We start from the raw sequence: 25,084 nt of genomic DNA, 5'->3' as shown, positions 1-25,084 counted from the left end.
CCGTGCCGTCCTGGCTGGGGCCGCCACCGTTCCCTGGCGGCTGGCCCGATGCTGCAGCCCGATGCGCTGCATCGGGCAATGCGTGCCGACCAAGGTCGGCACCTACCGGGGCGTGCTATGCCTATCGGCGCTGCGTGCCTTCGTCGCGGCTTGCCTGCGGGAACTGGAAGGCGCTGTTGGCGTCGTAGCCGCTGTTGGCGGTCGTGCCGCGCGCCGGCGGCGCAATGCTGCTGGTGCCGCTGCCGAAGCCGAGAATCTGCACGCTGATCACTGACGGCTGGTTGCGCCGTGCGTCGTCCTGGCTCTTGCGCATCACGTCCTGTGCGGCCTGGCTGGCACTGTTCGCTGCAGCACTGGCCGACGCCAGCGCATTGACGTTCACCGTGGCCAGCACCGGCAGGCCCTTGCTCTCGCCCTGCACCTGGATGTTGGCCGCGTTGAGCACCTGCAGTGCGGCGAGGTTGATGTTGCCCGAGACACGGATGCCCGCTTCGCCCGCATCGATGGTGCCCAGCGGCGCGATCAGGTCGACGTCGCCCGGCGGCACTTCGGGAATCGGGTCCAGCGTAGCGAAGCCGGCACCGCTGACCGGTGCGAGCGGTGACAGACTGACGTTGCCCCAACGGTCGTACAGGCGGCGTGGCGGGGTATACACCAGCGTGGTGCGCGAGCCACGGCCCGCATTGATGTCGCCCTGTTCGGACCAGGCCAGGATGTCACCGCCAAAGGTGGTCATCACCCGCGACAGGCCCAACAGCACGCTGTCCTGGCTGAACAGCCGGATGTCGCCCTGCCCCTGGGTCACCAGGCCCGCGCTTGCCGGCGGCGCCTCGCCAACCACGCCCACCACGATCTGCCCGCCCGGCGCCATCAGCTCGATGTTGCCACCGGCCTCGGTGCGTACGCCGGCGCCGCCATACATCACGATATCGCCGGTGCGCTGGATCGTCTTGCCCGCTGCATCCTTGTCCGGCATCAAGGTGGCGATGGCCTCGCGGCCCCGCAGGTAGGAGCCTACGCGCGGGCCATCCGCATCGGTGTACTCGCGGCCGCCCTCGCGCAGTTCGGCGTAGTAGACCTGGCGCAGGAAGATGCGCTGCTGCTCCTGTGGCAGTGTGTCGAACAGGGCCAGTGCCTGCGCGCCGTCAGCGCTGATGTTGAAGCGCTCCAGCAGCCACTGCTTCAGTTCCTTGTCATAGACCTTGACCACCTTGCCCGGCTGCGACGCCAGTGTCTGCGCGGGATCGGCCAGCCGGGTCGCATCCAGGTAGCGTGCACGCACGGCGCCGAAGTCGACCTGCTGGTTGCCGGCGGTCATCGCGATGCTGGCACCCGGGCGCGTGTCGCCCTGCACCAGGCCGCCGCGGCTGGCGATGCTGCCGCGGTCTTCCTGGCGCAGCTGACGGCCGGCGCTGACATCGACATTGCCGCTGCCGTATACGGTGACGTTGGCATGCACGATGTCCCGCCCGGCCTGCAGCACCGTGACATCGCTGGCACTGTTGTTCAACGCAAGGACGGTGCTGGACAGGATGTCCTGGCCTGCACGCAGCTGCACCGGCGCAGCCACATCAATCCACTCGCGAACGGTGCGGCGGCTGCCACCGGCGGCGTTCAGCATCCATTGTTCGCCCGTGCGCAGACCGATGATGTCGCCCGAGCCTGCGTAGAAGCGGTTCGGCGTGCCCCCGGCGGTGCGTGCCACCGCCGCCATGGGACGGTTCGGCCCAAAGGCGAACAGCGGTATGGCATCGCCCCATGTGGGTACCCGAGCATTGATGCCATCGGGCGAAATGTTGCCGAGCAATTCGGTGCCCTTCGCGTCCCGTGCGGTGAACACCGGATCGAACGGGGATGGCAGGCGAGTGTCCGCACCAGAGCTGCTGATGTACGGTGACCGATCGCCGGCGATGATCGAATTGCCAGCCAGCAACTGCATGCTGCCCGTAGGGGAAGGAGCGGTAAGCAGTATGTTGTTCTCACCGCCTTCGCCCAACTTGATGTCGCCGCTGGTGGCCTGCACCTGCAGCCTGGAGGGATAGATCCAGTAGGCGAAATTGTCGCCGGTGGATTCCGATCGCAGATTCTGCCCCGGGGTGCTGGCATGCGCTGTCAGCGGGGTGGCGTCGCCGCCGAACGAAACCAGATTTACTGCCGTGGCCGCGGTCCACAGCGAGAAGCCGGTAGTACCCGCCGCAAGACCGCCTCCCGCCAGCGCCACCTGCGGCGCATTGAATTGCACCACACGGCCGGCATCGGCGACGCCGCCCAGGATGACGTCGCCCCGGGCGTGCAGGTTTGCCACGGCGTCGCCCAGCACCAGCACCGGACCACCCATCGCCTTGCCACCGAAAGCGCGGAACGGATCGCTGGGGCGCAGGCCACTGCTGGGATCAGTGTACTGGGAGATGCCGACGGCACTGCCGCCAATGCGGGAGGCCTCAAGACTCAGGCTGCCGCGCAGGTTCGTGAATGTGCCATTGAGTTCCAGGTCCTGCTCGTTGCTGACGTGATTGATCGTGGTGGCCATCAGGTTCGGGTTGAGTGCACCGCTGGCGCGCAGGCTCAGATCGCCACCACCTGTCAGCACCAGCCGCCCATCATCAACACGTCCGGTCGAGCCCACGGCTGCGTTGATCGCGGTGGAGAAACGGGTGCTGCTTGTGTTCTTCAGCGCGTCACCCTTGGCATCGGTCACACCGGCATGCCTGCCCGCATCAATCTCCAGATTGCCGCCACCCAACGTACCAAAGCCGGTGAAGCCGACCATGCGTGGACTGGGGTTGGAGAACGTGGACACATTGGCGTAAGTGCCGAAGTTGATCCACCAGGCGACAGGCTGCTGCTCGACGCCCGCAACCGCACCTGTGCCCTGGCGCCACAGCCAGTTGGCAACCGCGCCGCTGGCGTGGTTGGCCAGGTCACCCGCCACCGAGCCGGACGACGACAGCGCACCCCATGTTGCCCCGGTCACGTCGCGGCCGGCCGCGATGCTCAGGTTGCCGCCGTGATCCGGATACCACGCGCGATAGGCGGCAAGTGCCGCGTCATAGTCACCGCTGGACTGCTGCAGCCCGAGCAATGCCTCGCGTCCGGACGGCGGCGCGCGCTCGGACTGGAAACGGGCATCGAGGCCATTACCCAGCGCGGTCGGCGTTCCCGCGGTATAGACGCCGTACACCGAGCGCATCGACAGATCGCGGCCGGCCATCAACTGCAGGTCGCCACTGCCGGTGCGCAGCACGCTCCACAGCGGCGTGCCATGTTTCGGTTGACCCATGGTCGCCACGTCACGCATCTCGCCGGGCATCACGCAGATGCCCGAACTGACCGAACCGCACAGCTCCTCTTCGGTCATCCCGAACATCTCGGCAGTTTCCTTCACGGGCATGCCGACCAGCGACGGATCGCCCATTTCATCGGCACCTTGCGCCGTGAACAAGAAAGGTGCCGCCTCGCAGCTGCTGCCAGCCGCGCAGATCGCAGACTCGGGCTTGCCCAGGTGCTCGGCCAGCGCCTTCACCGGCTTGCCGACCCAGCTTGCATCCACTCCTTCGCGCTGCGCGCCCAGGGCGGTCACCCGTTGTTCGCGCACGAACGTGGAGACCATGGTAGCCGCACGCACAACGCCGTAATGGGTATCGGCCATCACCAGATCGCCGCTGCCGATCCGCCGTGCGCGCGGGTCGGCCGCCTCGGTATCGGCGCCCGCAACGGCGGTCAGATCCCACGAGGTGGTGCCCTCGGGCAACATCTGCGCCAACGCCCAGTTGCGTCCCTGTCGACCATCGCTGCCCACCGGGCGCAGGTTGATCGGTTGCCCACCGGCCAGCTCCAGCGTGGTCATTGCCGGAATCAGTGAACCTCGCGCCAACGGGGTGCGCGTCGCCAGTCGCAGCTCCGTCGGCAATCGCGCGCCGGCCGGCCAGGTCGTGGCCCTTACGTTGGCCTCGCTGCGCAGCTGGAAGCCCGCGCCCAGGCGCGAACCAGCGGGCAGCTGCAGCGCCTGCGCCAGCACGCTGCCTGCGGCATGCACCTGACCATCGGCCAGCGTAACCGCGGCCGGCAGCACATAGCCTGCCGGCAACGTAAGTGCCTGCCCCAGCGTCATCTCCACCGGCAACGTGGTGCCGGCAGGCAGCACCGCATCGCGCACCGCAATCGCGTAATTCAGCACGGCACCCGCCGGGAAGCGCGTACCGGCCTCCAGTACGACGTTGTCATTGGGCACCAGGATGTCACTGCCGAACGGTGTAATGCCGGCACCGAAACTCTGTCCGGGCACCAGCTGCCAACCGCGATCATCCGGGCTGGCAGGTGGCGGCGCAAAGCCGTCGTTGATGCTGCCATGGATGAACAGGTCGCCGGCTGCGCGCAGGCGCAACGCGCCCGCCTCACCGAAGCCGCGTCGCGCGGGGTCCTGTCGATTGGCCTGCGGGCCGTAGCGATAGCCGGAAAGATCGATATCGCCGCCGACGGTCAGATCACCATGCGGGTTGCTGGACGAGATCGCGCCGACGACATCCACGCCGGGACGCAGGCGCACGGTCCCCAGTGTGGCCAGCCGTGCCGACAGCCCGGCATTGCCCAGCGCGGCATTCATCCATGCAATGTTGGCTGGGTCAACCACCGTATCCAGCCACGACCGGGTAACCAGCTGGCCACGTCGGCCGTTCACATCCGCCGTGTCAGCCAGGGGTGCGTCGTCATAGCGGCGCACGCCGGTCACGAAGATATCGCGCGCGCCGAGTACCTGCACGCCACTGCCGGTATCGACGCCGGCATCGTCGCTGCCCACTCGCGGCACGTTCAGCACGAACGTGCCGCGGGCGCGTCCATCGTTCTGCCCTGCTCCGGTACCGACGGCAACGCCGGTGCCGCTGCGAAGATCGATCCGCGCCGCCGAACCCAGCTGCACGCGCCCATCGCGGCTTTCCAGCTCGACGATGGCACGGTTCGGGCTGTCGATGATCTTGCCATAGCTGTCCACACGCAGTGCCGTGCCGTGGGCGTCCAGGCTTCCGTCCAACTGCAGGCCATCGCGCGCGGCCAGGCGGATGCTGCCAACCTGGTCGCCGCTGGCGTCGATGCGCCCGAGCACCCGCAGCGCACCACCGTCGACGCTGATATCCACCTTGCGCGCTTTCACTTCGTCGCCGATCAGCAGGTCTCCCTGCTTGATCTGGAAGCTGCGCGCTCCAGTGACACCGTCGCGGGTAAGGCGCTGGTTGAGGCCACTGAAGTCTGTCAGTTCACGTGCGCGCACCACCAGCTCACCGTTCTCATACGGCACCAGGCTGCCACCTGCGTCCAGCGTGCCGCTGGCCTGGCCAAGCAGCCGTCCTGCCAGGTCGACATGCCCGCCGGCAGTACCCAGCGCGGTCACGGTGAGACGACCCGCGCGGTTGTTCTGCGCCGACAGATCGACGCGCGATGCTGCGTCGCTGCGCACGTCACCTTCCGTTGCTGTCAGCGTGACGTCACCGCCGACACTGTAGGTATCCACATCGAACAGGCTGACCTTGCGCCCGGCCAGATCGAGGTTGGCGCTGTTGCCAAGCTGCACCGAGCGGGCCGCCGTGGCCGCCAGGCGGCCCGAGGCCAGCGCGATACGGGTGTCGAGGAGAATATCGTCGGCGTCCAGCGTCAATTCTGCGCCCAGAGCATCGGCCGCCGTCGAGGCGCCTGCGCCGTGCACGCGCAGCGTGCCACCAGCAGTCACCGCCAGCTTCGCGCCTGCTTCGGCAGTGACCAGCGGTGCCTGGATATCGAGGTTGCCGCCACTGTAGGTCCAGCCCTTGACTGGGTCGTAGGCGCCCTGGAACTGATGCACATTCAACGCACCATTGCCGGCGAAGACCACCTGCTGTGCGGCACGCAGGTTCACCCCGGCGAAGCCGAGGACCTGGCGTCCGGCCACGACCTCCGAGGCGGGCCACGACTGTGGCGCCGGGCCGAGCCGCAACGTATCGGCAATGATGTCCAGCTGGCCACTGCCAAGGCGGTCGACCATCGCCGCCCCGCCGGGCTGCGCGGCATTCGAATCCGCAAACCCACTTGCCGCAAGTGCACCGGCCCAGGTGAGGTTGCCGGCGAAGATGCGCGCACGGTCGCTGCTGTTGCCATAGCCATGGATGGCCGGTGCGCCCAGCACCAGGGTGCGCAGGCTCGACTTGCCGGTCGCGCTGTCGCGCGTATCAAGATCGACACTGCCGAATACATTGATTGACTCGGCCGCCGAGAGCTTCAGCGTCTCCAGTGCCGGTGCGCCGGTGGCGGTATTGCCGCGCAGCAAGGTGGTCAGCACCTGCTGGTTCATCAGCATGCCCGGCGGCAAAGCGGCGGCCGCGGCGGCCTGCGCGATGGCATCGTCGCTGCCCAGATTGATCGCCGCCACGCTGACGCCGAGCTGGCGGGTGCCGTAGCTGGCCGTGTCGCGCAGCTGCAGGCCGCCATTGGTGGCGACGTTGATGCTTCCCTCCGACACCAATCGTGCCTGGCCCGCACACTGACGGCCCGGGTCGCAGGTGCCGATGTCGAAGCTGACCAGCGACGGATCGGCTCCCTCGCGCAAGGGCGCGGCCAGCAGATCGGTGCGCCCGTTGGACACCACCATCACTCCGCCTTCGGCCTGGTAGTAGAAGCCGGCGTTGTCGGGCAACGGAGCGGCGCCGCGACCGAGCGTGTCGACGCCTGCGCCTGCCTCCACGCGCACGCCCTTGCCTCCGGCCACCGCCCCCAGAATCACCTCAGGCGCACGCAGGACCGCGCCGTCCCGCAACACCAGGTTCTGGCCGACACCGGCCACCTGCAGGCGCTGGTTGCTGGTCGCGCGGACCTGTGCGTTGAGCACCAGGCGCGAGGGCTGCAACGCGTTGAGCACGTCCGCCTCGATGGTGGCACCATTGCCAGTAGAACTGGGCGTGCGACCGGCCGCCACCACTTCCAGTTCACCCAGCCGGTTGACCAGGTTCACTTCCACCGAACCGCCAATGCCGGCGCTGCCCGCCGCCGGCGCAAACCGGGTCTGGCCCTGGAAACTCACAGCGGGCGTGCCGTCCCTGCCGGCGCCATTGCCAAGCCCGAGGCGCAGCGTGCCGGCATCGACGGTCTGCCAGCCGCGCGGCGTGCCCAGCCGTTGTGCCGACGTGGTCACGAATGCGTTGTAGCTGGTCTCGTTGTAGCTGGAATGCCGGCGAACGGTATCGGCCGGGGTCAGCAGCAACGCGGTCAGCAAGGGCGAACGCAGGCCACCCAGCGTCGACCCCGTGTGTCCGCCGACCATCCAGGAGCCGGTGCCGGTGGCCAGCGGTGCACCGATACCGACCGCGCCGGTGCGCCCCAGCTCCACCCGGAACGCGCCCTGCTGCAGCGCGAAGCTGGCCGGCAACAACGTGTAGGTGCCAGCCGGCAATCCAGGCACGCCTGCGGGAATCGTGATCTGCTGGCCAATGCCAGGGTCCAGCGAGCCGTCACTCAATCCCAGCGGCGCTGCACTGCCGGTGTAGCCGGGCAGGATCGCATATACCGGACTGGCCGATTCGCTGAAGCCATAACGCGGATTGGCATCGGCCAATGCATGGCGCAGGATGTCGACCGAGCCACCGCGGCCGCTGACAAAGGCAGCACCGGTCAACTCGCCGCCGCCGGAGAGATCCAGCAGCGCCCCTTCGGCCACCTCGGTACGGCTGCTGATGATGGCGATGCCCTTGGGGTCCGCGCCGGGCGCGACACCGCCTACCGGCGGTATGGCATGGGCGCTGCCGTCCCTGCGCCAGTCCACGCCATCGACGGTGCCACCGAACGGCACACTGAGCCCCGCGCCGCTGGTGGAGGTCACGCTTCCGGGCAGCAGCGTCACCGAGCCGGCCCGGCGCCCGTCGGCATCGGTACCACCCAGGGTGATGGCGCCCAACGGCGCCCGGAGGATGCCGCCCTGCTCGATGGTCGCTGCCACCACTGACAGGCCGCCGGACACCGACAACGGCAGGACTGGAACCGCCCCGCCAAGACCATGGATGCGCACGATGCCTTCGGCATCATCCCAGCGGCTGATCGCACTGCCCGGCTGCGACACACCGGCCGCCAGCACGCCGCCCGCATCGGCCACCGGGTACAGCTGCGCTGCGGTTACGTCCAGGCTGCGCGGCGCGATCAGCTGCGCGCCGGTACTGCCGAGCGCTGCGCCACTGCCCAGGAAGCGCAGATCGCCGCGACTGCGCAGTTGCACGTCATCGAACCCCGCCAGCCAGGTGGTATTGCGCAGGTCGATCAGGTCCGCATCCACACTGAAGCGATGCTGGCGACCGGTATCCACCGCCACGGCAGCGGTACCGACCAGGGTATCGCCAGGCAGCCTCAACCAGCTGCTCTGCGCCAAGCGCACGTAGGGCGCGCTCAGCGCAAGCAGGCCGCCAGCGCTGCCGCCCTGCAGCATGCCCAGCCCATCCTGTTGCAGACCTTGGAAGCGCAGGCTCTGGCCGAGGCGCAGTTCCACATCACCTTCGGCACGCACGTTGCCGAACAGCGAAAGATTGTCGAAACCACCGGCACCGACCTGCGCCGCCGACAGGCGTGCGTGCCCGTACTGCAGCTTCGCCGGCACGGCCTGCTCGCGATCGTCCTGGCTGAGCACGATGGCGCGCGGCGCCAACACATCTTCGCTGGCACCGCCCGCATGGATGCTGCCTCCGAAGGCGATACCCAGGGTTCCGCCCTGCGCGCCGGCGCCGCCTGCAGCGGCCTGCAGAGCGCCCTGCAAGTACAGCGCATTGGCCGAGCGCACCACGATGGTGCCGCCATCGCTGGCCACATCCTGGCGGCCGGCGCCATCGATGTCCAGCTGCGCCGAACTGCCGTTGGCCAGCAGTTTCGCACCGCGTTCAACCACCACGAATGCATCCACCGGCCGGTCAGGCACGTTGTCCTGGCCGTCCCAGTCGAGCGCGCCTCCAATCTCGATGCTGCCCCCCTTGCGCACCTGCCCGCGCAGGCGGCCACTGGCATCACGCGCAGTGAAGGCTTCACCGCTGACGTCGAGTACACCCTGTGCACCGATGCGGTAGGTGTGCTCGTTGCGCTGCGAATCGAACAGGCTGGTCGGTTCGCGAATGTCATCCAGGCGGATGCGGCCACCCGCCGCTTTCAGGCTGCCATCAACCGTGATGCTGCCCGCGCCGCGCAGGGTGATCGATTGACCGGCATCCACGCTGACCAGGGCGCCGCGACCGATGCGCAGATCACCACCGGCCTCGCCCTGCTGTGAACGCAGCGTCAGGCTCGCACCGTTGCGCTGACTGAACCTGCCGGTGATCGGATCCGCGCTGTACAGGGGTGCCGACCAGACCTGCAATGCGTCGTGCCGGTCGCGTGCCTGCATCGCTGCTTCGGCCAGGCGCAGGCCCGGCATGCGCACGGCGACGATGGCTCCGTCCGCCACCTCCACACCTTGCTGGCCATTGATGTCATAGCTGGCAAAGCCCTTGTTGAACAGGGTCTCCTGCAGGGTGAGTGCGCCGTCGGCCGGCTGCCCGCCGATCACGATACGTCCACCATCGCCCAACGACAGCGTACCGCTGCCGCCGCCGAGCGCGCTCAAGCGTGCATCGCCGGACAGCTGCAGGCGACCGACCCGTCCACTGCTGTCGGCCACGCTCGCTGCCTGCAGGCTGACGTCGCCGCCCTTGCCGATCGTGACCTTGCCCTTTGCATCAACCCGACCGCCGCCATCGACGCGCACGTCGCTGCCCGGCACCACAACATCATGGCTGTTCTGCAGCCGCAGCTTGCCGCCGTCAGTCCACGCCATGCCCGGGCTGGACGCCGGTTCCAGCAACGCATTCACCCAGCGGCCACTGAGATCGATGCGCGTGCCCTCCGCCAGGGCCACGTGCGAACGGCCGCCCTGCAGCAGCCAGGCGGCGGGAGCGCCCACGCGGGTCAGTTCATTGCCCGCCTGCACCTGTCCACCCGCGATCTGAATGTCACCCCCCAGCAGTACATCGGCGGCCGTGAGCACCAGCTGGCCACCGTCCTGCAGGCGCAGCGCACCCTCCACCGCGATGCTGCCACCGCTGGCCAGATCGATGCGTCCCCACTGGTGCGCGCTGAGCTGGTTGGCATCCAGCCACAGCGTATTGCGCTGCTCCTGTTGCAGCGGCGCCTGCAGGGACACGTCGGCGGCAGGCAGCCCGCCATCGACGATCCGCACCTGTGTGTCGAACACCGCGTTTCTGCCGTTGCCGTCGTAGCGCCCAAGCCACAGCTGGGCATTGCGCGCTACGGCGGTCTGCGCCTGCGCGTAGCCGTCGCGCGCAGCATCGGGTGTCTTCGATTGCTGCGCACCCTGGAAAGTATCGGTCGCCACCTGACCCTGCAGTACCGCACTGGGCGCGGACACGAGCAGACGGCCCGCGTCGCGGCCCACGGTATAGCCGTTCTCCACCCGCTGTTCGGCACCGATCAGCGGATTGCGGAACACATCGGTGGCTCCCCAGCGCTCCTGCTTTACTTCAAAGCCCCGATACAAGCCGTCGTACCGCATTTCGGCCGGCGCATCATCCAGCCGGTACAGCTGACCGTCGGTGCCACGCAACCAGCTCTGCTTGATGGCACCGCTCTGCACATCCAGGCTGCCGCCAGCCAGGTTGATCCTCGAGCCGGCATGGGTGACCACTTCGCTGCCGGACAATTGCACGGTACCGCCCTGCGCGGCCCATTCGCCGATCGAATGGCCCTGGTTGTCGAGATACCCCCCGACTTCCAGCAGGCCACCACCGGCATACCAGCGCTCGGCGGTGTTGCCACCGGTGCCTGCGGCCACGTGCTGCAGCTGGCGGCGATCGATCCAGACCTCGCTGCTGATCAGCTTGCCGCTGTCGCGGTTGTCGGGCGAATCACGCAGTTCGTTGCCCTGCACCTTCACCTGGACGTTGTTGCTCTCCATCGCAACCCGCACGCCCACCGCACCGGACACATCAATGCGCGCGGCATTGCCGGCGTAAGTCCGGCGTGCGGCTTCCGCTACCACCTGACCGCCGGTGGCCACGGTCAGCGAACCGTCCTGGAAATTCACGTCGCCGCCGGACACAATCTCCACGCGTGACTGGTCACGCCGGTCCTGCATGCGCGAGAGATTGTCGAATGTGCCAGTGCTGCTGGCGCCGCGCAGCAGGTCCTGCTCGGCCGAAGCCTTGACCAACGCATCACGGCGGCTGTCCAGGGCCGTGTTCTTGCCATCGTCTTCGATCAGCACCGCCGTGGTCGCGCCGCTGGCCAGGGTGACCGTACCGGCACGGTCGCTGATGGCGTTGAGCAGGTGCACCGTGCCGCGCTGGTCCAGCGTGGTAGTGGCCACGGCTACGCCGGCCTGTTCCACCCTGCGCCCGGCCAGAGTGATGTCGCCCTCGCGCGCCTGGATCAGGCCACTGTTACGCACGCTGCCGGCACTGCTGCCGGCCGCGATGCGCGGCGCGATCTCGTTGCCGGCCGTGGTCGAGGCGGTGTTCTGCGCGGTACCCACGCCGCGGCGAATCACGAACGAGTCGCCCGCAGCCAGCTGCGTCTGGCCCTTGCGCGTTTCAATCTGGCCGGCATTCTCCACGGTGTGGCCGGCCAGCAGCACATAGCCACCGCCGCGGGTGGCCGAGGCAGGCGCCTGCGTGGTGATGCGTGCGCCCTGCTCAACCAGGACCTTGCCGAAGGCATCGGTGAGCGCAGCGGTGTTGTTGTCGGCACTGTACAGGCCGTTGTCACGGAACTGGCCATCGCTGATCCGTGTCGCTGCCGCGACCAGATTGCCCACGTTGACCTGGCTGTTGTTACCAAACACCACGCCGTTGCGATTGACCACGAACACGGTGCCGTTGGCCTTCAGCTGGCCGAGGATCTGGCTCGGACGCGCGCTCGGATCATTGACCCGGTTCAGCACCGCCCAGTCCGCATTCTGTTTGAAATCGAGCGTGGTGTTGCCGCCGATGTTGAAGGTTTCCCAGTTCAGGATCGCGCGGTCGGCGGTCTGCTCGATGCTGACCTGCACCTTGCCGTCGCTGCCCTGCGACTGGATCGCTTCGCGCGCATTCACCCAGCCACGGGTCAGCGGATTCTCATCAACCTTCAGGCCGTCCTTGCCGAGGCCGTCAGCAATCACGAACCCGGCGGCGCGCTGCTGCGTGCGCGCCTGCTCCTGCAAGCGCTGCTGCAACGCAATGGCCTGCGCGGCGGTGCCCAGATTGTCGATCGACTGCTGCAGTTTCTGTCGCGCTGCATCCTGTTGCTGGACAGGCAACTGGAACTGGATCGGCACACCGTTGGGCATGCGCCCGCTCTGCGCGGCTGCGCCCTGCGCTGCACCGCGGTCGGCAAACCAGCCTGGCGAGAATGCCTGCTGCGCCTGGGCAGGCAGCATGGGCGTGGCGCCCAGCGCAAGCGCGATGGCCCAGGCCATCGGATGGCGGTGCGGCGCAGTGTGCGGAACAGGCGAGTGCAGGTGCGACATCAGGACCTCGAGCGACCGACGGACGGTCTGCGGCATAGGAGAGATTCGACTGCCCGCAGGCATCGCCGGGCACTATCAGATAGACGTTGTCCGCGCCGGAAAAACGACAGCTTCTTCACATTCGGCGCGACCACAAAAAAAAGGCGCCGACCTCGCGGTCGGCGCCCTGTTCAGCAGGTACGGTGGATCAACGGCCGATGCCGGCGCAGGTGCTGGCGTTGCCCAGACCGGTGGCCGGGGTGGCCGAGATCAGGTTGTTGGCAACGGCTTCACGCCAGGTCTGGGTCAGCGGGATGAAACCGTGCGCACGCACGGCAGCATCGTTGTTGCCATCCACGCCCAGGTTGTAGTGCTTTTCCAGGAAGTTGCGGACAGCCTGGCGCTGCGGCAGGGTGCGGTAGCACTGTGCGAACACCAGGTTGGTGTAACCGGCGATCGGGTAGCCGGCGGTCGGGTTGGTGAACACCGGCACCCACTTGGCCGGGTTGGCAATGTCGGCACCGGTCGGCGGGGCGACGGTGTTCAGGGTAGCGGCAACGCTCACTTCATCCGGCGAGAAGCCCTTCACCTTGGCAATCTTGGTCGCATCCTGCAGGTTCGGGATCACGTCCGGGCCGACATAGCCGATGGCGCCGGCAACCTGGTAGACACGGTTGTACAGCGAGGTGCCGCCGGTGGCCGGGGCCGCTTCCAGGAAGGCCGGCAGGTTGTTCTGCGCATCGCGGGTGAACAGATCAGCGAAGGTCGACTTGACCTGGAACTTGCCGCCGACCAGACGGGTGGCGCTCAGGTCTTCGGTGGCGCAGGCGGCGGTCAGGAAGCGGGTCAGCAGCTCGCTGGTGCCGCTGCTTTCGCCGCGGTAGATGACCTTGATGGCGCCGCTGCGGGCGCTGTCCAGCTGCGACCAGTCGTTGATCTTGCCCGAGAACACGCCGCAGATCTTGGCCACGTCAAGGTTCAGATCACCACCGGCCTTGTTGTACGGCACGGTGACCGAGGTGGCGACCGACGGCAGCTGCAGCACCGGGCCGAGCGTGGAGGCCAGCGCCGAGCTGTTGTAGTTGCTGATCTCGGTGCTGCTCAGGACCGAGTCGCTGCCAGCGAAATGGACGTTGCCGGTGCCGTTGGTGATGAACAGGCCGATGGTGTTCTCGAGGAACGCCTTCTTGCCGGTGCCCGAGCCGGTCACGGCGTAGCTGAAGTTGGCCGGCAGGATGCTGTCGGCCTGGCCCTTGTACAGATCGGCCGGCAGCGAGGCGCCACCACCGTTGATGAGGGACTGCTGGGCCGAAGCGGCACCGGCGGTGGCGAGCAGCGCGGTGGCAACCAGCGCGGCCAGGGTCTTGTACTTGTTCATGATCTTCTCCTGAAGGGTTTACTGCGAAGGGAAACACCAAGGGAGGAACGGTCACTACACGCCTGCTGCCGCCGAGGGCCTCCCAGCCCACTCTGCGGCGACGTGGCTATGCTGGTCCGCGCCGATGACAGGCCGCTTAAGAAACCTGTGGAAGATCGAAAAAAGGTGTGGAGGATTGTGTGGAGAATCGAAAGCGTGCCGTGATGCGCGTTGCGCATCACTGGACCAATTGATTCATTTCCATGATCGGCATCAACACGGCCAGCACGATCGTGAGCACCACGCCGCCCATCACCAGGATCATGGTCGGTTCCAGCAGCGCGGTCAGCGCCATCGCGCGACGTTCGATCTCGCGCGAGATCGTCTGTGCGGCGCGGTCCAGCAGTGGCGCCAGCGAGCCGGTCTTCTCGCCGCTGGCCACCAGGTGCACCAGGATCGGCGGATACACCTTCTGCACCTTCAGCGCAGCACCCAGCGCCGCACCTTCGCGCACGCGCGCAGACACGTCATCGGCACAGCGCGCCAGCAGCGCATTGCCAAGCGTCTGCCGCGCCGCCTCCAACGCACGCAGCAGTGGCACACCGGCATCCAGCAGGATCGCCAGCGTCGAGGCAAAGCGCGCACTGTTCACACCCAGCACGAAACGCCCGACCATCGGCACCCGCAGCAGCATCGCGTCCCATCGCAGGCGCAGCTCGGGCTTGCGCAGGGCCAACCGCCATGCCACCACCAACGCAGCGATGCCGAGTCCTGCCCACACGCCCCAGCTGCGCACGAACGCGCTGGCGGCCAGCATCACCTGGGTCAGCATCGGCAGCGTCTGCCGCGCCTGCACGAACGCGGTCACCACCTGCGGCACTACGTAGCTGAGCAGGAAGATCACGATCGCCACCGACACCAGGCTGATCGCCGCTGGGTAGATGAAGGCGGTCAGTACTTTGGCCTGCAGCGCGTTGCGTTCTTCGATGTAGTCGGCAAGGCGCTCCATCACCCGCGCCAGGTCACCGGAGTCTTCACCTGCGCCCACCAGCGCCCGATAGATCGGCGGGAAATCGCGCGGCCGCGCGGCCAGCGCAACGGTCAGGCGCTGGCCGGCACGCACGTCGGCGCGTACGGCGGTGAGTGCCTGGGCCACATGCGGGCGCTCGGCCTGTTCGATCACCGCAGTCAATGCGGCTTCCAACGGCAGGCTCGCGGCCAGCAGGCTGGCCAGCTGGCGCGTGGCCCAGGCCAGCTCGCTGGCAGACAACCGGCGGGCGCCCCAGCCACTGCCCGCACCGCGCGCCGCGCTGACCTGCACGGGTGTCAGCCCGCGACCGCGCAGCAGCTGGCGTGCGCCGCGCGGGCTGTCGGCGTCCAGCTGGCCCTTCTCGATGCGGCCCTGCGCGTTGGCGGCCTGGTAGTCGAACAATGCCATCGCTGCCTCAGTCGTCGCCGGTGACGCGCAGGATCTCTTCCAGCGTGGTCACCCCGCTGTCGACCCAACGCTGGCCGTCCTGGCGCAAGGTCCGCATCCCGGCGCGCCGTGCCGCCTCGCGCAGCGCAGGTTCACCCTGCCCTTCATGGATCAGCGCACGCACGCGATCGTCCACCACGAACAGCTCATGGATGCCGGTACGCCCCCGGTAGCCGCTGTTGGCGCAGGCCGCGCAGCCCACCGCGCGCCACACGGTACGGCCGTCGCCATCCACCTCGGCACGCCGGCATTGCGTGCACAGCCGCCGCACCAGCCGCTGCGCCAGCACGCCGCGCAGCGACGAGGCCAACAGGAACGGCTCCACGCCCATATCCGCCAGGCGGGTCACCGCCGAGATCGCATCGTTGGTGTGCAGGGACGCCAGCACGCCATGGCCGGTCAGCGACGACTGCACCGCAATCTGTGCGGTCTCCAGGTCGCGGATCTCGCCGATCATGATGGTGTCCGGGTCCTGGCGCAGGATCGCACGCAGCGCGGTGCCAAAGCTCATGCCGATGCGCGCGTTGACCTGGATCTGGCCGATGCCGGCGAAGTCGTACTCCACCGGGTCTTCCACGGTGAGGATGTTGCTGGTGCTGCTGTCGAGCTGGCCCAGTGCAGCGTACAGCGACGTGGTCTTGCCGCTGCCGGTCGGCCCGGTGACCAGCACGATGCCATGCGGCTGCCGGATCAAGCCTGTGAACGTGGCCAGAGTGTCATCGGCCATGCCCAGGCGCTGCAGCTGCAGGCGACCGACATCCTTTTCCAGCAGGCGTAGCACAGCACGCTCGCCATGACCGGTCGGAACCGTGGAAACGCGGATATCCAACGGCCGCCCGCCCACGCGGATCGCGATGCGCCCGTCCTGCGGCAGGCGCTTCTCGGCAATGTCCAGGTGGGCCATGATCTTGATGCGTGATACCAGCGCCGCATGCAGTGCGCGCCGTGGCTGCACCATGTCGCGCAGGGTGCCGTCCACGCGGTAGCGCACCACCGAATGGGTCTCGAACGGTTCGATATGCAGATCGCTGGCGCCATCGCGTGCAGCCTGTGCCAGCAGTGCATTGATCATGCGGATCACCGGCGCATCGTCCTGTGCATCCAGTAGATCGGTGACCTCCGGCATGTCCTGCATCAGCCGGTCCAGATCGACTTCGCTTTCGGCGGCACCCACTACGGCAGCGGCATCGCCGCCGTCACGGTACTGCTCACCCAGCCGCTGCTGCCAGGTCGCCGCATCCAGGGCCTGGAACGGCAGCGGACCATGCCGGCGGCGCAGTTCGGCCACGGCCCACGCCGCGGTTTCGGCGGTGCCCAGCAACACGGGCTCGCCGCCCGCCTCGGACAGCATCACGCCATGGCTGCGCACCCAGGCGTACGGCAGCGGCGCGGCAGCGCTCACGGCCCGATCACCAGTTCCGGCGTGTAGCCGAGTCCGCGCAGCTGCTGCAGTGCCGGGTCCAGCGTCGCCGGATCGCGCGGCAATCGCACGCGCAGGCGTTGCCCGCTCTCGCCCGGCGTCGCTTCGGCATAGGCCTGCAGGCCCAGTGCCCGCACCTGCGCCACGCCCTGGCTGGCACGCGCCGGGTCCAGCCCCTGCGCGAACTGCACCAGCTGCGCATCGCCGTCACCGGACGGGTACAGCGCCGCCAGGCTGCTGTTCTGCAGCGGCTGGCCCTGGCCATCGCGTGCATTGCCCTGGCCGAGTACAGACAGGTCCTGCGGTGGCAACTGCGGTGCCGACAGCGCCGGCAAGGCCCAGCTCTGTACCGGCTGCGCGCCGGCCTGCGCGTTGCGCATGTAGTCGTAGCGGTCGCGGGTCAGGCGCTGGCCGGCGGCGGGGTCACGCACCACGTGCGGGCGCAGGAACACCATCAGGTTGGTCTTGGCGCGCTTGCGCGTGTCGCTGCGGAACAAGGCGCCCAGCACCGGGATCTTTCCCAATCCCGGCACTGCATCACGGCCATGGCTGACACTGTCTTCCAGCAGGCCACCCAGCACCATGATCTGCCCGTCGTCCAGCAGCACGCTGGTATCCAGGGCGCGCTTGTTGGTGATGATGCCGGCCGTGCTGTTCGCGCTCTGCGCGTCGATGCTGCTGACTTCCTGGTAGATGTCCAGCTTCACCGTGCCACCCTCGGAGATCTGCGGGCGCACCCGCAGCTTCAGGCCCACGTCCTCGCGCACGATGGTCTGGAACGGGTTGTTGCTGCCGCCACCGCCGTCGGTCACGTAGCGGCCGCTGACAAACGGTACGGTCTGGCCGACCATGATGCTGGCCGCTTCGTTGTCCAGCGTCATCAGATTCGGCGTGGACAGGATGTTGGCACCGCCCTTGCTCTGCAGCGCGTTGGCCAACGCCTTCATGTTGAGGATCTGGCCGACGCCGGGCAGGTTGATGGTGCCGTCGATGACGCCGATCTTCAGGCCATCCTTGGGCAGCACGTCCAGGGTGGTGCGTGCGGTGGTGTTCAGCCCGCTGCCACCGGTGGTGCCGCCGAAGTGGGTGCCGCCGAAGGTGCGGCCATTGCCCAGCATCCACTGCACGCCCAGTTCGGCCGCGTCGGTCTGGTTGACCTCCACGATCAGGCTTTCCACCAGCACCTGTGCACGGCGCTGGTCGAGCTGGTCGATCACCCGCCGCAGGTTGCGGTACACCGGTTCCGGTGCCGAGATCAGCAGCGTGTTGGTGGCCACGTCCGCCTGCACCGAAATGCCGTTCTGACTGAAACCGGTGCTGCCGGCATCGATCGGATCGCGGCGGTTCGGGTCCAGCCGCTGCGATTCCAGCGCATTGCCACCGGTCTTGGCCTGCTGCGGCTGCGACGGCTGCGACGGTGTGGCGCGGTTGGCGTCACCCGGCAGTGGCGTGATGCCTTCGTTGCTGCCCATTGCCGGTGCATCGCTCTGCCCGGCCACCACGCCGCGCAGCACGCCGGCGAGCTGATTGGCCTGGGCGTTGCGCAGGTAGACCACATGCAGGTTGCCGGACTCGTCCTGCGCGCGGTCCAACTTCTCCACCAACTGCCGCGCCAGGCGCGTTCGGCCCGGGCTGCTGGAACGCAGCAGCACGCTGTTGCTGCGGGGGTCGGCCATCACCACCACCTTCTGGCTGGGCTCGGCGCCCTGCGCATCCAGCAGCGGCGCGACCATCGCTGCCACGTCAACGGCAATGCCCTGCTGCAGCTTCACCACATCGGTGTCCATGCCGGCCGGTGTATCGACGCTGGCGATCACCCGCGCGATGCGCTCCAGGTTGTCGGCATAGTCGGTGATCACCAGGGTGTTGTTGCCCGGGTTGGCGGTGATCGGATTGTCCGGGCTGATCATCGGCCGCAGCACCGCCACCAGCGCGGCTGCGTTCTCGTAGCGCAGCGCGAAGGTGCGCGTGGCCACCTCGCCGCCGGCCCCGCCCACGCCCACACGGCCACCGAGCAGCTTGGCCTCGGCCTGCGGCACCACCCGGCTGACACCGCCGTTCTCGACCACGGCAAAGCCACGCATGCGCAGTGCGCCCAGCAGCAACTGGTACGCCTGGGTACGGCTGACCGGGCCATCAGAGACCACGGTCATCTTGCCGGTCACCCGCGGGTCGACCAGGAACTGGCGACCGGTGAAGCGCGCCGCCATGCGCAGTACGCCGCCGATATCGGTATCCACCAGGTTCAACTGCACCGGTTCATCGGGGGCGTCCTGCGCCTGTGCCGGTGCAACAACGTGAGCGCCACCCACGATCAGGGCCAGTACAGTGCTGCAGGCAAGGCTGCGCATCGCCCTCATGAATGGCCACCCGCAGTGAGTGCCATCACGATGTTTCCGGATATCCGTGCCGCCGGCATGTTCGCATCCCCTGTGCGTGTCAGTTGCAGCTGCTGCAGTTCGATGGCCGGATCGGCCAGCACGGGCAGCAGCCAGTTCCACAGTGCGTCAGCAGGTACGGCCTGCACCTGCAGGTGCCAACGCCCGTCGCGTGCTTCGACATGCAGTCCATCGGCGAGGCCGGCGGACTTGATTCCATTACGCAGCGCGGCCAGCGTCGGGCGCTGCCCCTGCACCTGCTGCTGGCGTTCGCGTGCACGCAGCAGCGGCGCCAGTGCGCGCGCCTGCGCCTGCAGCCGCGGCAGCTCAGCCTGCCAGTGCGCACGCTGTTTCAGCAGCGGCTCCAGCCAGAATGACCACAGCCCCGCTGCCAGCAGCGCCAGCACCATCACCCCCAGCATCCAGCGGTCGCGCGGCGGCAGGTGCTGCCAGCGCTGCTGCAGGCCGGCCAGACCCTCGCCCAGGCGCATGGCTCTGGCGGTCACTGTCCGCCCCCGCTCACGCGCAGGCGTCCACCGGCCTCGCGCGCCAGCTGCAGGCCCTGCGCCTGCGCCGCCTGCTGCCACTGCTCCATCCGCTGTGCGTCATCGGCTACCGCCTGCGCATCGGCGTCCAGCTCCAGTTCCAGCTGGCCGGGTTGATAGCGCAGGCCGCGCACCTGGCCGCCCAACTCCGGAATCGCCTGCAGCGTCGTTGCGACCTGCCGCTGCACCCATGGCAACGGCGGCGCCGGCAACGGCACGGCCAGCGCGCGCCGCGCCTGCAGCACCGGGTCCACCACATCGGTGATCTCCGGAAAGTGCGAACTGAACTGCCGCGCCATGTCCTGCTGCAACGCCTCGCCCTCGCTGCGCCAGCGCGAGACCTGCAGCTGCAGCCCAAGCGCAGCCAGCAACACCGCCGCCAATGCGAGGCCGATCGCCACGCGTGGTGCCTGCCTGCTGCGACCCGGCAGTGGCAACGACCACGCCGGCACGGGTCCGCACGCCTGCCGTTCATGCGCGACCACGGTGGCCGGCAGGTTCTCCGGCCACGCCGACGGCACGCTGTCGATCCACTGCACGGCCTGCACCCCGGATTGCTGCAGGCGCACGGCCAGGGCTTGCATCACGGCACACGCGTCACGTCCGCCATACCATTGGACGAACCCACGATCGCGCCCGCTGCGCACCAGCAGGTGCTCGCCGCTGACCTGCAGCGTGGCCTGTCCGTCCTGCCACGGCAGCAGCAGCGGCGTCGGATACAGCGCCTGCAGCTGCAGTGCGCACGAGGCCAGCAGCTGCTGCGCCTGCAGGACCGCCTGCTGGCCAAGCCACGCCACAGGAACCGTGCCGTCCGCCGCCTGCGCACCGTGTGCCAACGCGACGTCCTGCAGGTCATCCAGCAGCATCGCCTCTACTTCGCCCTGCAGTGCGGCCTGCAGCCTGCGGCCCGACAGTGGCGGCAGCTGCAGTTCCAGCAGGATCAGGTCCTGCGGATCGAGACAGGCCAGCACCTCGGCCTGCGGATGACGTTGCCCGAGCACGGCCAAGCCCTCGCGGCCATGGGCCAGCACCCCACCCTTGTGCAACCGCGCCCACTCGACCGTACTGTCGGCGCGCAGGTGTTCCAGCGCCGGCAGGCGCACCCTCAGCTGCACGCTCATGCTCCAATCCTCGTCCACACACGCTGCACGCGCACACTGTCATCGCGATACTCGCGCCAGATCAGGGCCCTGAAGTCGACCGCATTGCCATCGGCCTGTACCTGGCCGACGGCAAGGAACCACTCGCTATGAATGCCAAGCGGCACCACGGCCATCTGCGCGCTGCTCAGTTGCAGTCGATTGGCGATATCACCGCGGTTGAGCAGCCAATGGCCACCGTCGCGCTCACCGAGCAGCGCCTGCAGGCGCCCCGGCTCCACGCCGGGAGTGACCGCCTGCAACACGCTGATGTCACTGGTGTTGGCATTGACCAGGGTTTGGGCCGGCAGCACCACGGTGCGCCGTGCCAGTGCCTGCACCGCCACTGGGTCGGCGCCCGCCAAGGCCTGCTCGATCAGCGATTCACGCGGCAACGGCGCCTGCGCCTGCAGGTCGCCATCACGCAGCCTCGCCTGGATGTGATCGGCAGCAGATGCACAGGCACCCTGCCCCAGGCCCTGCCCGGCACACAGCGCGATGAACGCGCGCCGTGCCTCCGGGTCCGGCTTGCCATAGGCCAGCAGGTTGCGCAGGTTGAACATGGACTGCGCATCGACCAGCTGCAACTGCACCGGCAGCGGCGCCTGCAGCGTCAGTGGACGCGCCCAACGGCCGCTGCGCACCGTGGTCAACTGCTCCTTTACATCGTCACGCAGCTGCTGCGCCGCGCGCTCCAGGGTGGCATCGATCACCATGCGCACCTGCGCACGCAGCTGGTCGCCACGCAGCGCACGCAGCTGTGCCGACTGCCGGGTCAGCAGTGCAGTGGCAATCACCGCCACCAATGCCACCACCAGCAGGGCGACGATCACCGCCATACCGCGCTGGCGGGTGCACGGGACCGAACGCGTCCGGGCTGTCATCTGCACGCCTCACAGCTGCCAGGAGCCGATGTCCGCGTTCCCGGCGTCGCCACCGGGCTTGCTGTCCGCACCCAGCGAGAACACATCGATGTCGCCATGGGTTCCGGGAATCTGGTACTGGTACGGATGGCCCCATGGGTCATTCGGCAGGCGATCCAGATACGGTGTCACCGGCATCGCACCGCCGCCCTGCGGCGGCTTCACCAGCGCCTGCAGGCCCTGTTCGGCGCTGGGATAGCGACCGTTGTCCAGCTTGAACAACTTCAATGCCTGCATCAGCGCCGCGATGTCCTGGCGCGCCGCCACCACGCGCGCCTGGTCGGGACGGTCCATCAACCGCGGCACGATCAATGCCGCGAGAATGCCGATGATCACCACCACCACCATGATCTCGATCAGGCTGAAGCCCTGCTGCCGAGCCCTGCGACCACCCACCTGCCTTGCCATTGTTCCGCCCTCGTCATCCTGGAAGAGACCGCTGCGCCATGGTCAGCGGTGCATGTGTCAGTACGATAAACATCCGCCTGCTATTCGCTGCGCGCGTGCCTGTGCAGGCGCAACACGTGTAGCCGGGGCACATGCAGACTCGAACAGGTGCTGCGGCACGCTGGCCAGCGCATCGTCGATGCAGCCGCGCAGCAACGGGTGCGCGCAGGCCTGCAGCAGGCGCACGCACTGCATCGGCGACCACGCGGTGCCATGGTCGAGGCCGATGAACATCCGGTAGGCCTGGTGGTAGCGCAGATCGTCGTACACGCGCTGCGCACTGGTGAGATCACGCACGACCACCAGCAACGCCGCACGTTGCAGCTGCCGCACATCGCCCGCGTCAAGCGGCAGCGCGTTCATGGCCGCTTCGGGCCAGGGCCGCAGCTGCAGAGCGAGGGCGCGCCGCAACGCCGCCAGCGGATGCGCGCTGCTGTCCAGTGCCGCCCAGCGCGCCGCATCGGCCCAGGCGTCACTGGACAGTACCCAGACCCACGAGTGCCCATAGCGCTGCACGTTCACGGGCGTATGCCTTGCCTGTTCCAGCGACTGGCTCAGGTGACGATCCAGCTCCAGCATGCTGATCCTGCGACTGTCTGCCATCGGCGCCGCCCGTGCTCCGCGACGCGTGGTGCGTCGTACTCTGGAGAAGACGTCAGCAAGGCAGGTGAAGCGACAACGCGAATGCGTCTCTGTGCGCTGCGTGGCGCTTCATCAGCTACGTCATCGCAGCGTCATCTGCCTGCAGGCTTCGCGCTCCAGTCGCGGCGCTTCGCCCCCGCAACGGCGCGCCAGTATCGCCACATCGCTGCGTGCGGCGAACGTTGCCAGCGCATTGGACATATCCACGTCATCGCACCATGACGCCATCGCAACACGCAGCGCTGGCAGCTGCCAGCCATCCATCACGCCATGGCTGCCGGCCACGAACCAGTGCCAAAGACGATGATGCTGTACCTGCTCGTGCAGTTGCACGAGATCGTCGATGCCGTGCATGCCCATCAGCAGCAGCACGCGCGCCATCGCCGCAGGCGGCAGCGTGCCGGCCTCAGCGAGGGGCAGCACCTGCTGCTGCAGCCGCAGCAGCATCGCCAACGGGTGCGACTGCGGATCGAAGTCCAGCAGAACGGCCTGTTGCTGCCATTGCGCATCGGAGACCACGCACACCCACGGCGATCCATAGCGATGCACCATCAAGGGCCGTCGCTGCGTGGTTTCCAGCAACGCCGACAGATTGCGGCGCAGATCCAGCACACCGATGGTCTCGTTGCGCATCCTTGGCGTCTCCTTGCTTGCAACAGCCCTGCACGGCGCGCACGGCCAGCGTCTTCATCTAACCAAGGACGGCAATGCCACCCGGAAAGCGACGCAGATCCAGCGACATCGTCAGTCGCAGCTGCTCCAGCGCCGCGTCCGGATCATCGATGCGGAAGCGACCGCTGACCGGGGCCCGCGCCAATGCCGATTCGCCCAGCAGCACCTTGCCGCGGCGGTAGCGGTTGATTTCATCCACCACCTCGCGCAATGGAGCGCGACGGAACACCAGCATACCCTCGGTCCAGGCGCTCACTTCCGAGGCCAGGGCTTCGGCCACCACGCCACTGAGGCGCTCGTCGTATTGGGTCTGCTGGCCCGCCTGCAGCTGCAGGCGGCCCTGCGGGTGCTCGATGCGGGCGCTGCCCTGCAGGCAGGTCACCCGTACCTGGCCGTGAGTGTTGCGGACGTCCAGGCTCACCGCACCTTCATCGGCGATCACGCAGCCCGGCCCCGCGAACAGGGCGAGGCGCAGGCCTGCCTGGGTTTCGATCGCGGCCTGGCCCTGCACCAGCTCGAAGCCTTCGCCTAGCGTGTCCGAACGACGGCGCAGGCTGCTCTGTGTATCCAGTTCGATCTTCAGCTGCGGCAAGGGCGCGATCTGCAGCCGTTCACCGGTGCCGGTGTGGAAATCGGCCGCCATCGCCGTCACCGAGGGCCACAGCCCCAGCGGCGGGCGGATCGCCGCCACCACCACCAGGCTGGCCGGTGCGGCAATCGCGGCGCCCAGGAAGGCGCGCCGGCTCCAGCGCTGGGCCGGCGTCGGCGCGACCGGCTGGCGCGCAGCGGGGGGCAGCTGTTCGCCCGCCAGGCGTACCTGCTCCCATTGCCGGCGCGCACGGCCGAATGCTTCGCGATGACGCGGATCAGCCTCGCACCACTCACGGAACCTGCGCCCATCGGCGGCGGTTGCCTCGCCCGAAGTCAGCCGCACCACCCACGCGTGGGCCTGACGCTCGACGGCATCCAGCGGGCGTTGCGGGCGATCGTCAGGATCCATGGGGGCTCATGCCGGACCCGCACGCTGCGGGGTTCTGCTCGGCGTCAAAGTGTAGACGGATGCCGTCGCTCAGAACCGCACCTGACGCCCCTGTCCACTGCGCTCGGCCAGGTAGTCCTGGGCCGCTTTCAGCTCGCGCTGCACAAGCCGCAGCGACACGCCCAGCTGGTCGGCGACGTCGCGCTGCTGCAGGCCATCGACGCGGATCGCCAGCAGGATGCGGCGTCGGCGCTCGGGCATGCGCTGCAGCAGGCCGACCATGTCTTCCAGCGCGAAATCCAGTTCGGCCGCCTGCGCCGGGCCCGGTGCAGGGTCGGCCATCTCCATCAGCGTATCCACCTCTTCCAGGCTCAGCAGGCGGTGGTCGGCACGCTGGCGGTCGATCACCGTGTTCATCGCCATGCGCAACAGGTAGGCCGCGGGATTCTGCACGGCATCCAGGCGGTCACGGCGCGCACTCAGGCGCATCCAGGTGTCCTGCAGCGCATCGCCGGCCAGCTCCTCCGAGCCCAGCTTGCGCACCAGGCGGCGCTTCAGCTCGTCGTAGGCCCCCAGAAGGTGGTCCATCAGGTCAACTGCCCCAGCCGTACCGTTGCTCATGTTCGAATC

At 68.1% G+C, this 25,084-nt stretch carries 13 protein-coding genes; all 13 read right to left on the bottom strand.

The genetic code is table 11. The features are described 5' to 3' along the window. Positions 1 to 121: 121 nt before the first annotated feature. The 13 genes from V3B64_RS00730 to V3B64_RS00670 all read right to left on the bottom strand — a co-directional run bounded on the left by V3B64_RS00730 (position 122) and on the right by V3B64_RS00670 (position 25,075). Entirely contained in the window at positions 122 to 12,496 is a 12,375-nt protein-coding gene (locus tag V3B64_RS00730; protein ID WP_329913358.1) for a filamentous haemagglutinin family protein, read from the bottom strand. Between the two features lie 187 nt (positions 12,497 to 12,683). After that, positions 12,684 to 13,853 carry a substrate-binding domain-containing protein gene (locus V3B64_RS00725; protein ID WP_049400282.1) on the bottom strand — a complete coding sequence of 390 codons (1,170 nt, stop codon included), beginning with the start codon at positions 13,851 to 13,853 and terminating at the stop codon, positions 12,684 to 12,686. Positions 13,854 to 14,070: 217 nt separating this feature from the next. After that, positions 14,071 to 15,270, bottom strand: coding sequence for a type II secretion system inner membrane protein GspF (gene gspF / locus V3B64_RS00720; protein ID WP_012511252.1), 1,200 nt, complete (start codon positions 15,268 to 15,270; stop codon positions 14,071 to 14,073). Positions 15,271 to 15,277: 7 nt separating this feature from the next. Then, positions 15,278 to 16,711 (bottom strand): type II secretion system ATPase GspE, encoded by a 1,434-nt coding sequence (gspE, locus tag V3B64_RS00715; protein WP_329913357.1) that lies wholly within the window; start codon positions 16,709 to 16,711, stop codon positions 15,278 to 15,280. After that, entirely contained in the window at positions 16,708 to 19,089 is a 2,382-nt protein-coding gene (gspD, locus tag V3B64_RS00710; RefSeq protein WP_329913356.1) for a type II secretion system secretin GspD, read from the bottom strand. The genes gspE and gspD overlap by 4 nt, the downstream gene beginning before the upstream one ends. After that, positions 19,086 to 19,613 carry a type II secretion system protein GspM gene (gene gspM, locus V3B64_RS00705; protein ID WP_049400278.1) on the bottom strand — a complete coding sequence of 176 codons (528 nt, stop codon included), beginning with the start codon at positions 19,611 to 19,613 and terminating at the stop codon, positions 19,086 to 19,088. The genes gspD and gspM overlap by 4 nt, the downstream gene beginning before the upstream one ends. After that, the gene (gene gspL / locus V3B64_RS00700; protein WP_329913355.1) at positions 19,610 to 20,773 is read right to left on the bottom strand and encodes a type II secretion system protein GspL; all 1,164 of its coding nucleotides are present in this window, start codon (positions 20,771 to 20,773) and stop codon (positions 19,610 to 19,612) included. Before gspL ends, gspM begins: the two co-directional genes overlap by 4 nt. Beyond that, entirely contained in the window at positions 20,770 to 21,675 is a 906-nt protein-coding gene (gspK, locus tag V3B64_RS00695; protein WP_329913354.1) for a type II secretion system minor pseudopilin GspK, read from the bottom strand. Before gspK ends, gspL begins: the two co-directional genes overlap by 4 nt. A gap of 9 nt (positions 21,676 to 21,684) precedes the next feature. Further along, a complete protein-coding gene (gspG, locus tag V3B64_RS00690; RefSeq protein WP_110712520.1) occupies positions 21,685 to 22,122 on the bottom strand; it encodes a type II secretion system major pseudopilin GspG in 438 nt (145 codons plus the stop codon). Between the two features lie 57 nt (positions 22,123 to 22,179). Continuing rightward, complete coding sequence (locus tag V3B64_RS00685) at positions 22,180 to 22,764, bottom strand: hypothetical protein (RefSeq protein ID WP_329913353.1); 585 nt, start codon at positions 22,762 to 22,764, stop codon at positions 22,180 to 22,182. A 120-nt stretch (positions 22,765 to 22,884) separates the two neighbouring features. Next, a complete protein-coding gene (locus V3B64_RS00680; protein ID WP_032128125.1) occupies positions 22,885 to 23,436 on the bottom strand; it encodes a hypothetical protein in 552 nt (183 codons plus the stop codon). Between the two features lie 58 nt (positions 23,437 to 23,494). Then, complete coding sequence (locus V3B64_RS00675) at positions 23,495 to 24,475, bottom strand: DUF4880 domain-containing protein (RefSeq protein ID WP_329913352.1); 981 nt, start codon at positions 24,473 to 24,475, stop codon at positions 23,495 to 23,497. Positions 24,476 to 24,544: 69 nt separating this feature from the next. Continuing rightward, positions 24,545 to 25,075 (bottom strand): sigma-70 family RNA polymerase sigma factor, encoded by a 531-nt coding sequence (locus V3B64_RS00670; RefSeq protein WP_032128154.1) that lies wholly within the window; start codon positions 25,073 to 25,075, stop codon positions 24,545 to 24,547. Positions 25,076 to 25,084: the final 9 nt, after the last annotated feature.

This window comes from Stenotrophomonas sp. SMYL86, from assembly GCF_036320025.1.
Taxonomy (GTDB): domain Bacteria; phylum Pseudomonadota; class Gammaproteobacteria; order Xanthomonadales; family Xanthomonadaceae; genus Stenotrophomonas; species Stenotrophomonas maltophilia_A.
Note: the sequence above shows the minus strand (reverse complement) of the source record. Positions and strands in the feature narration are given on the sequence as shown.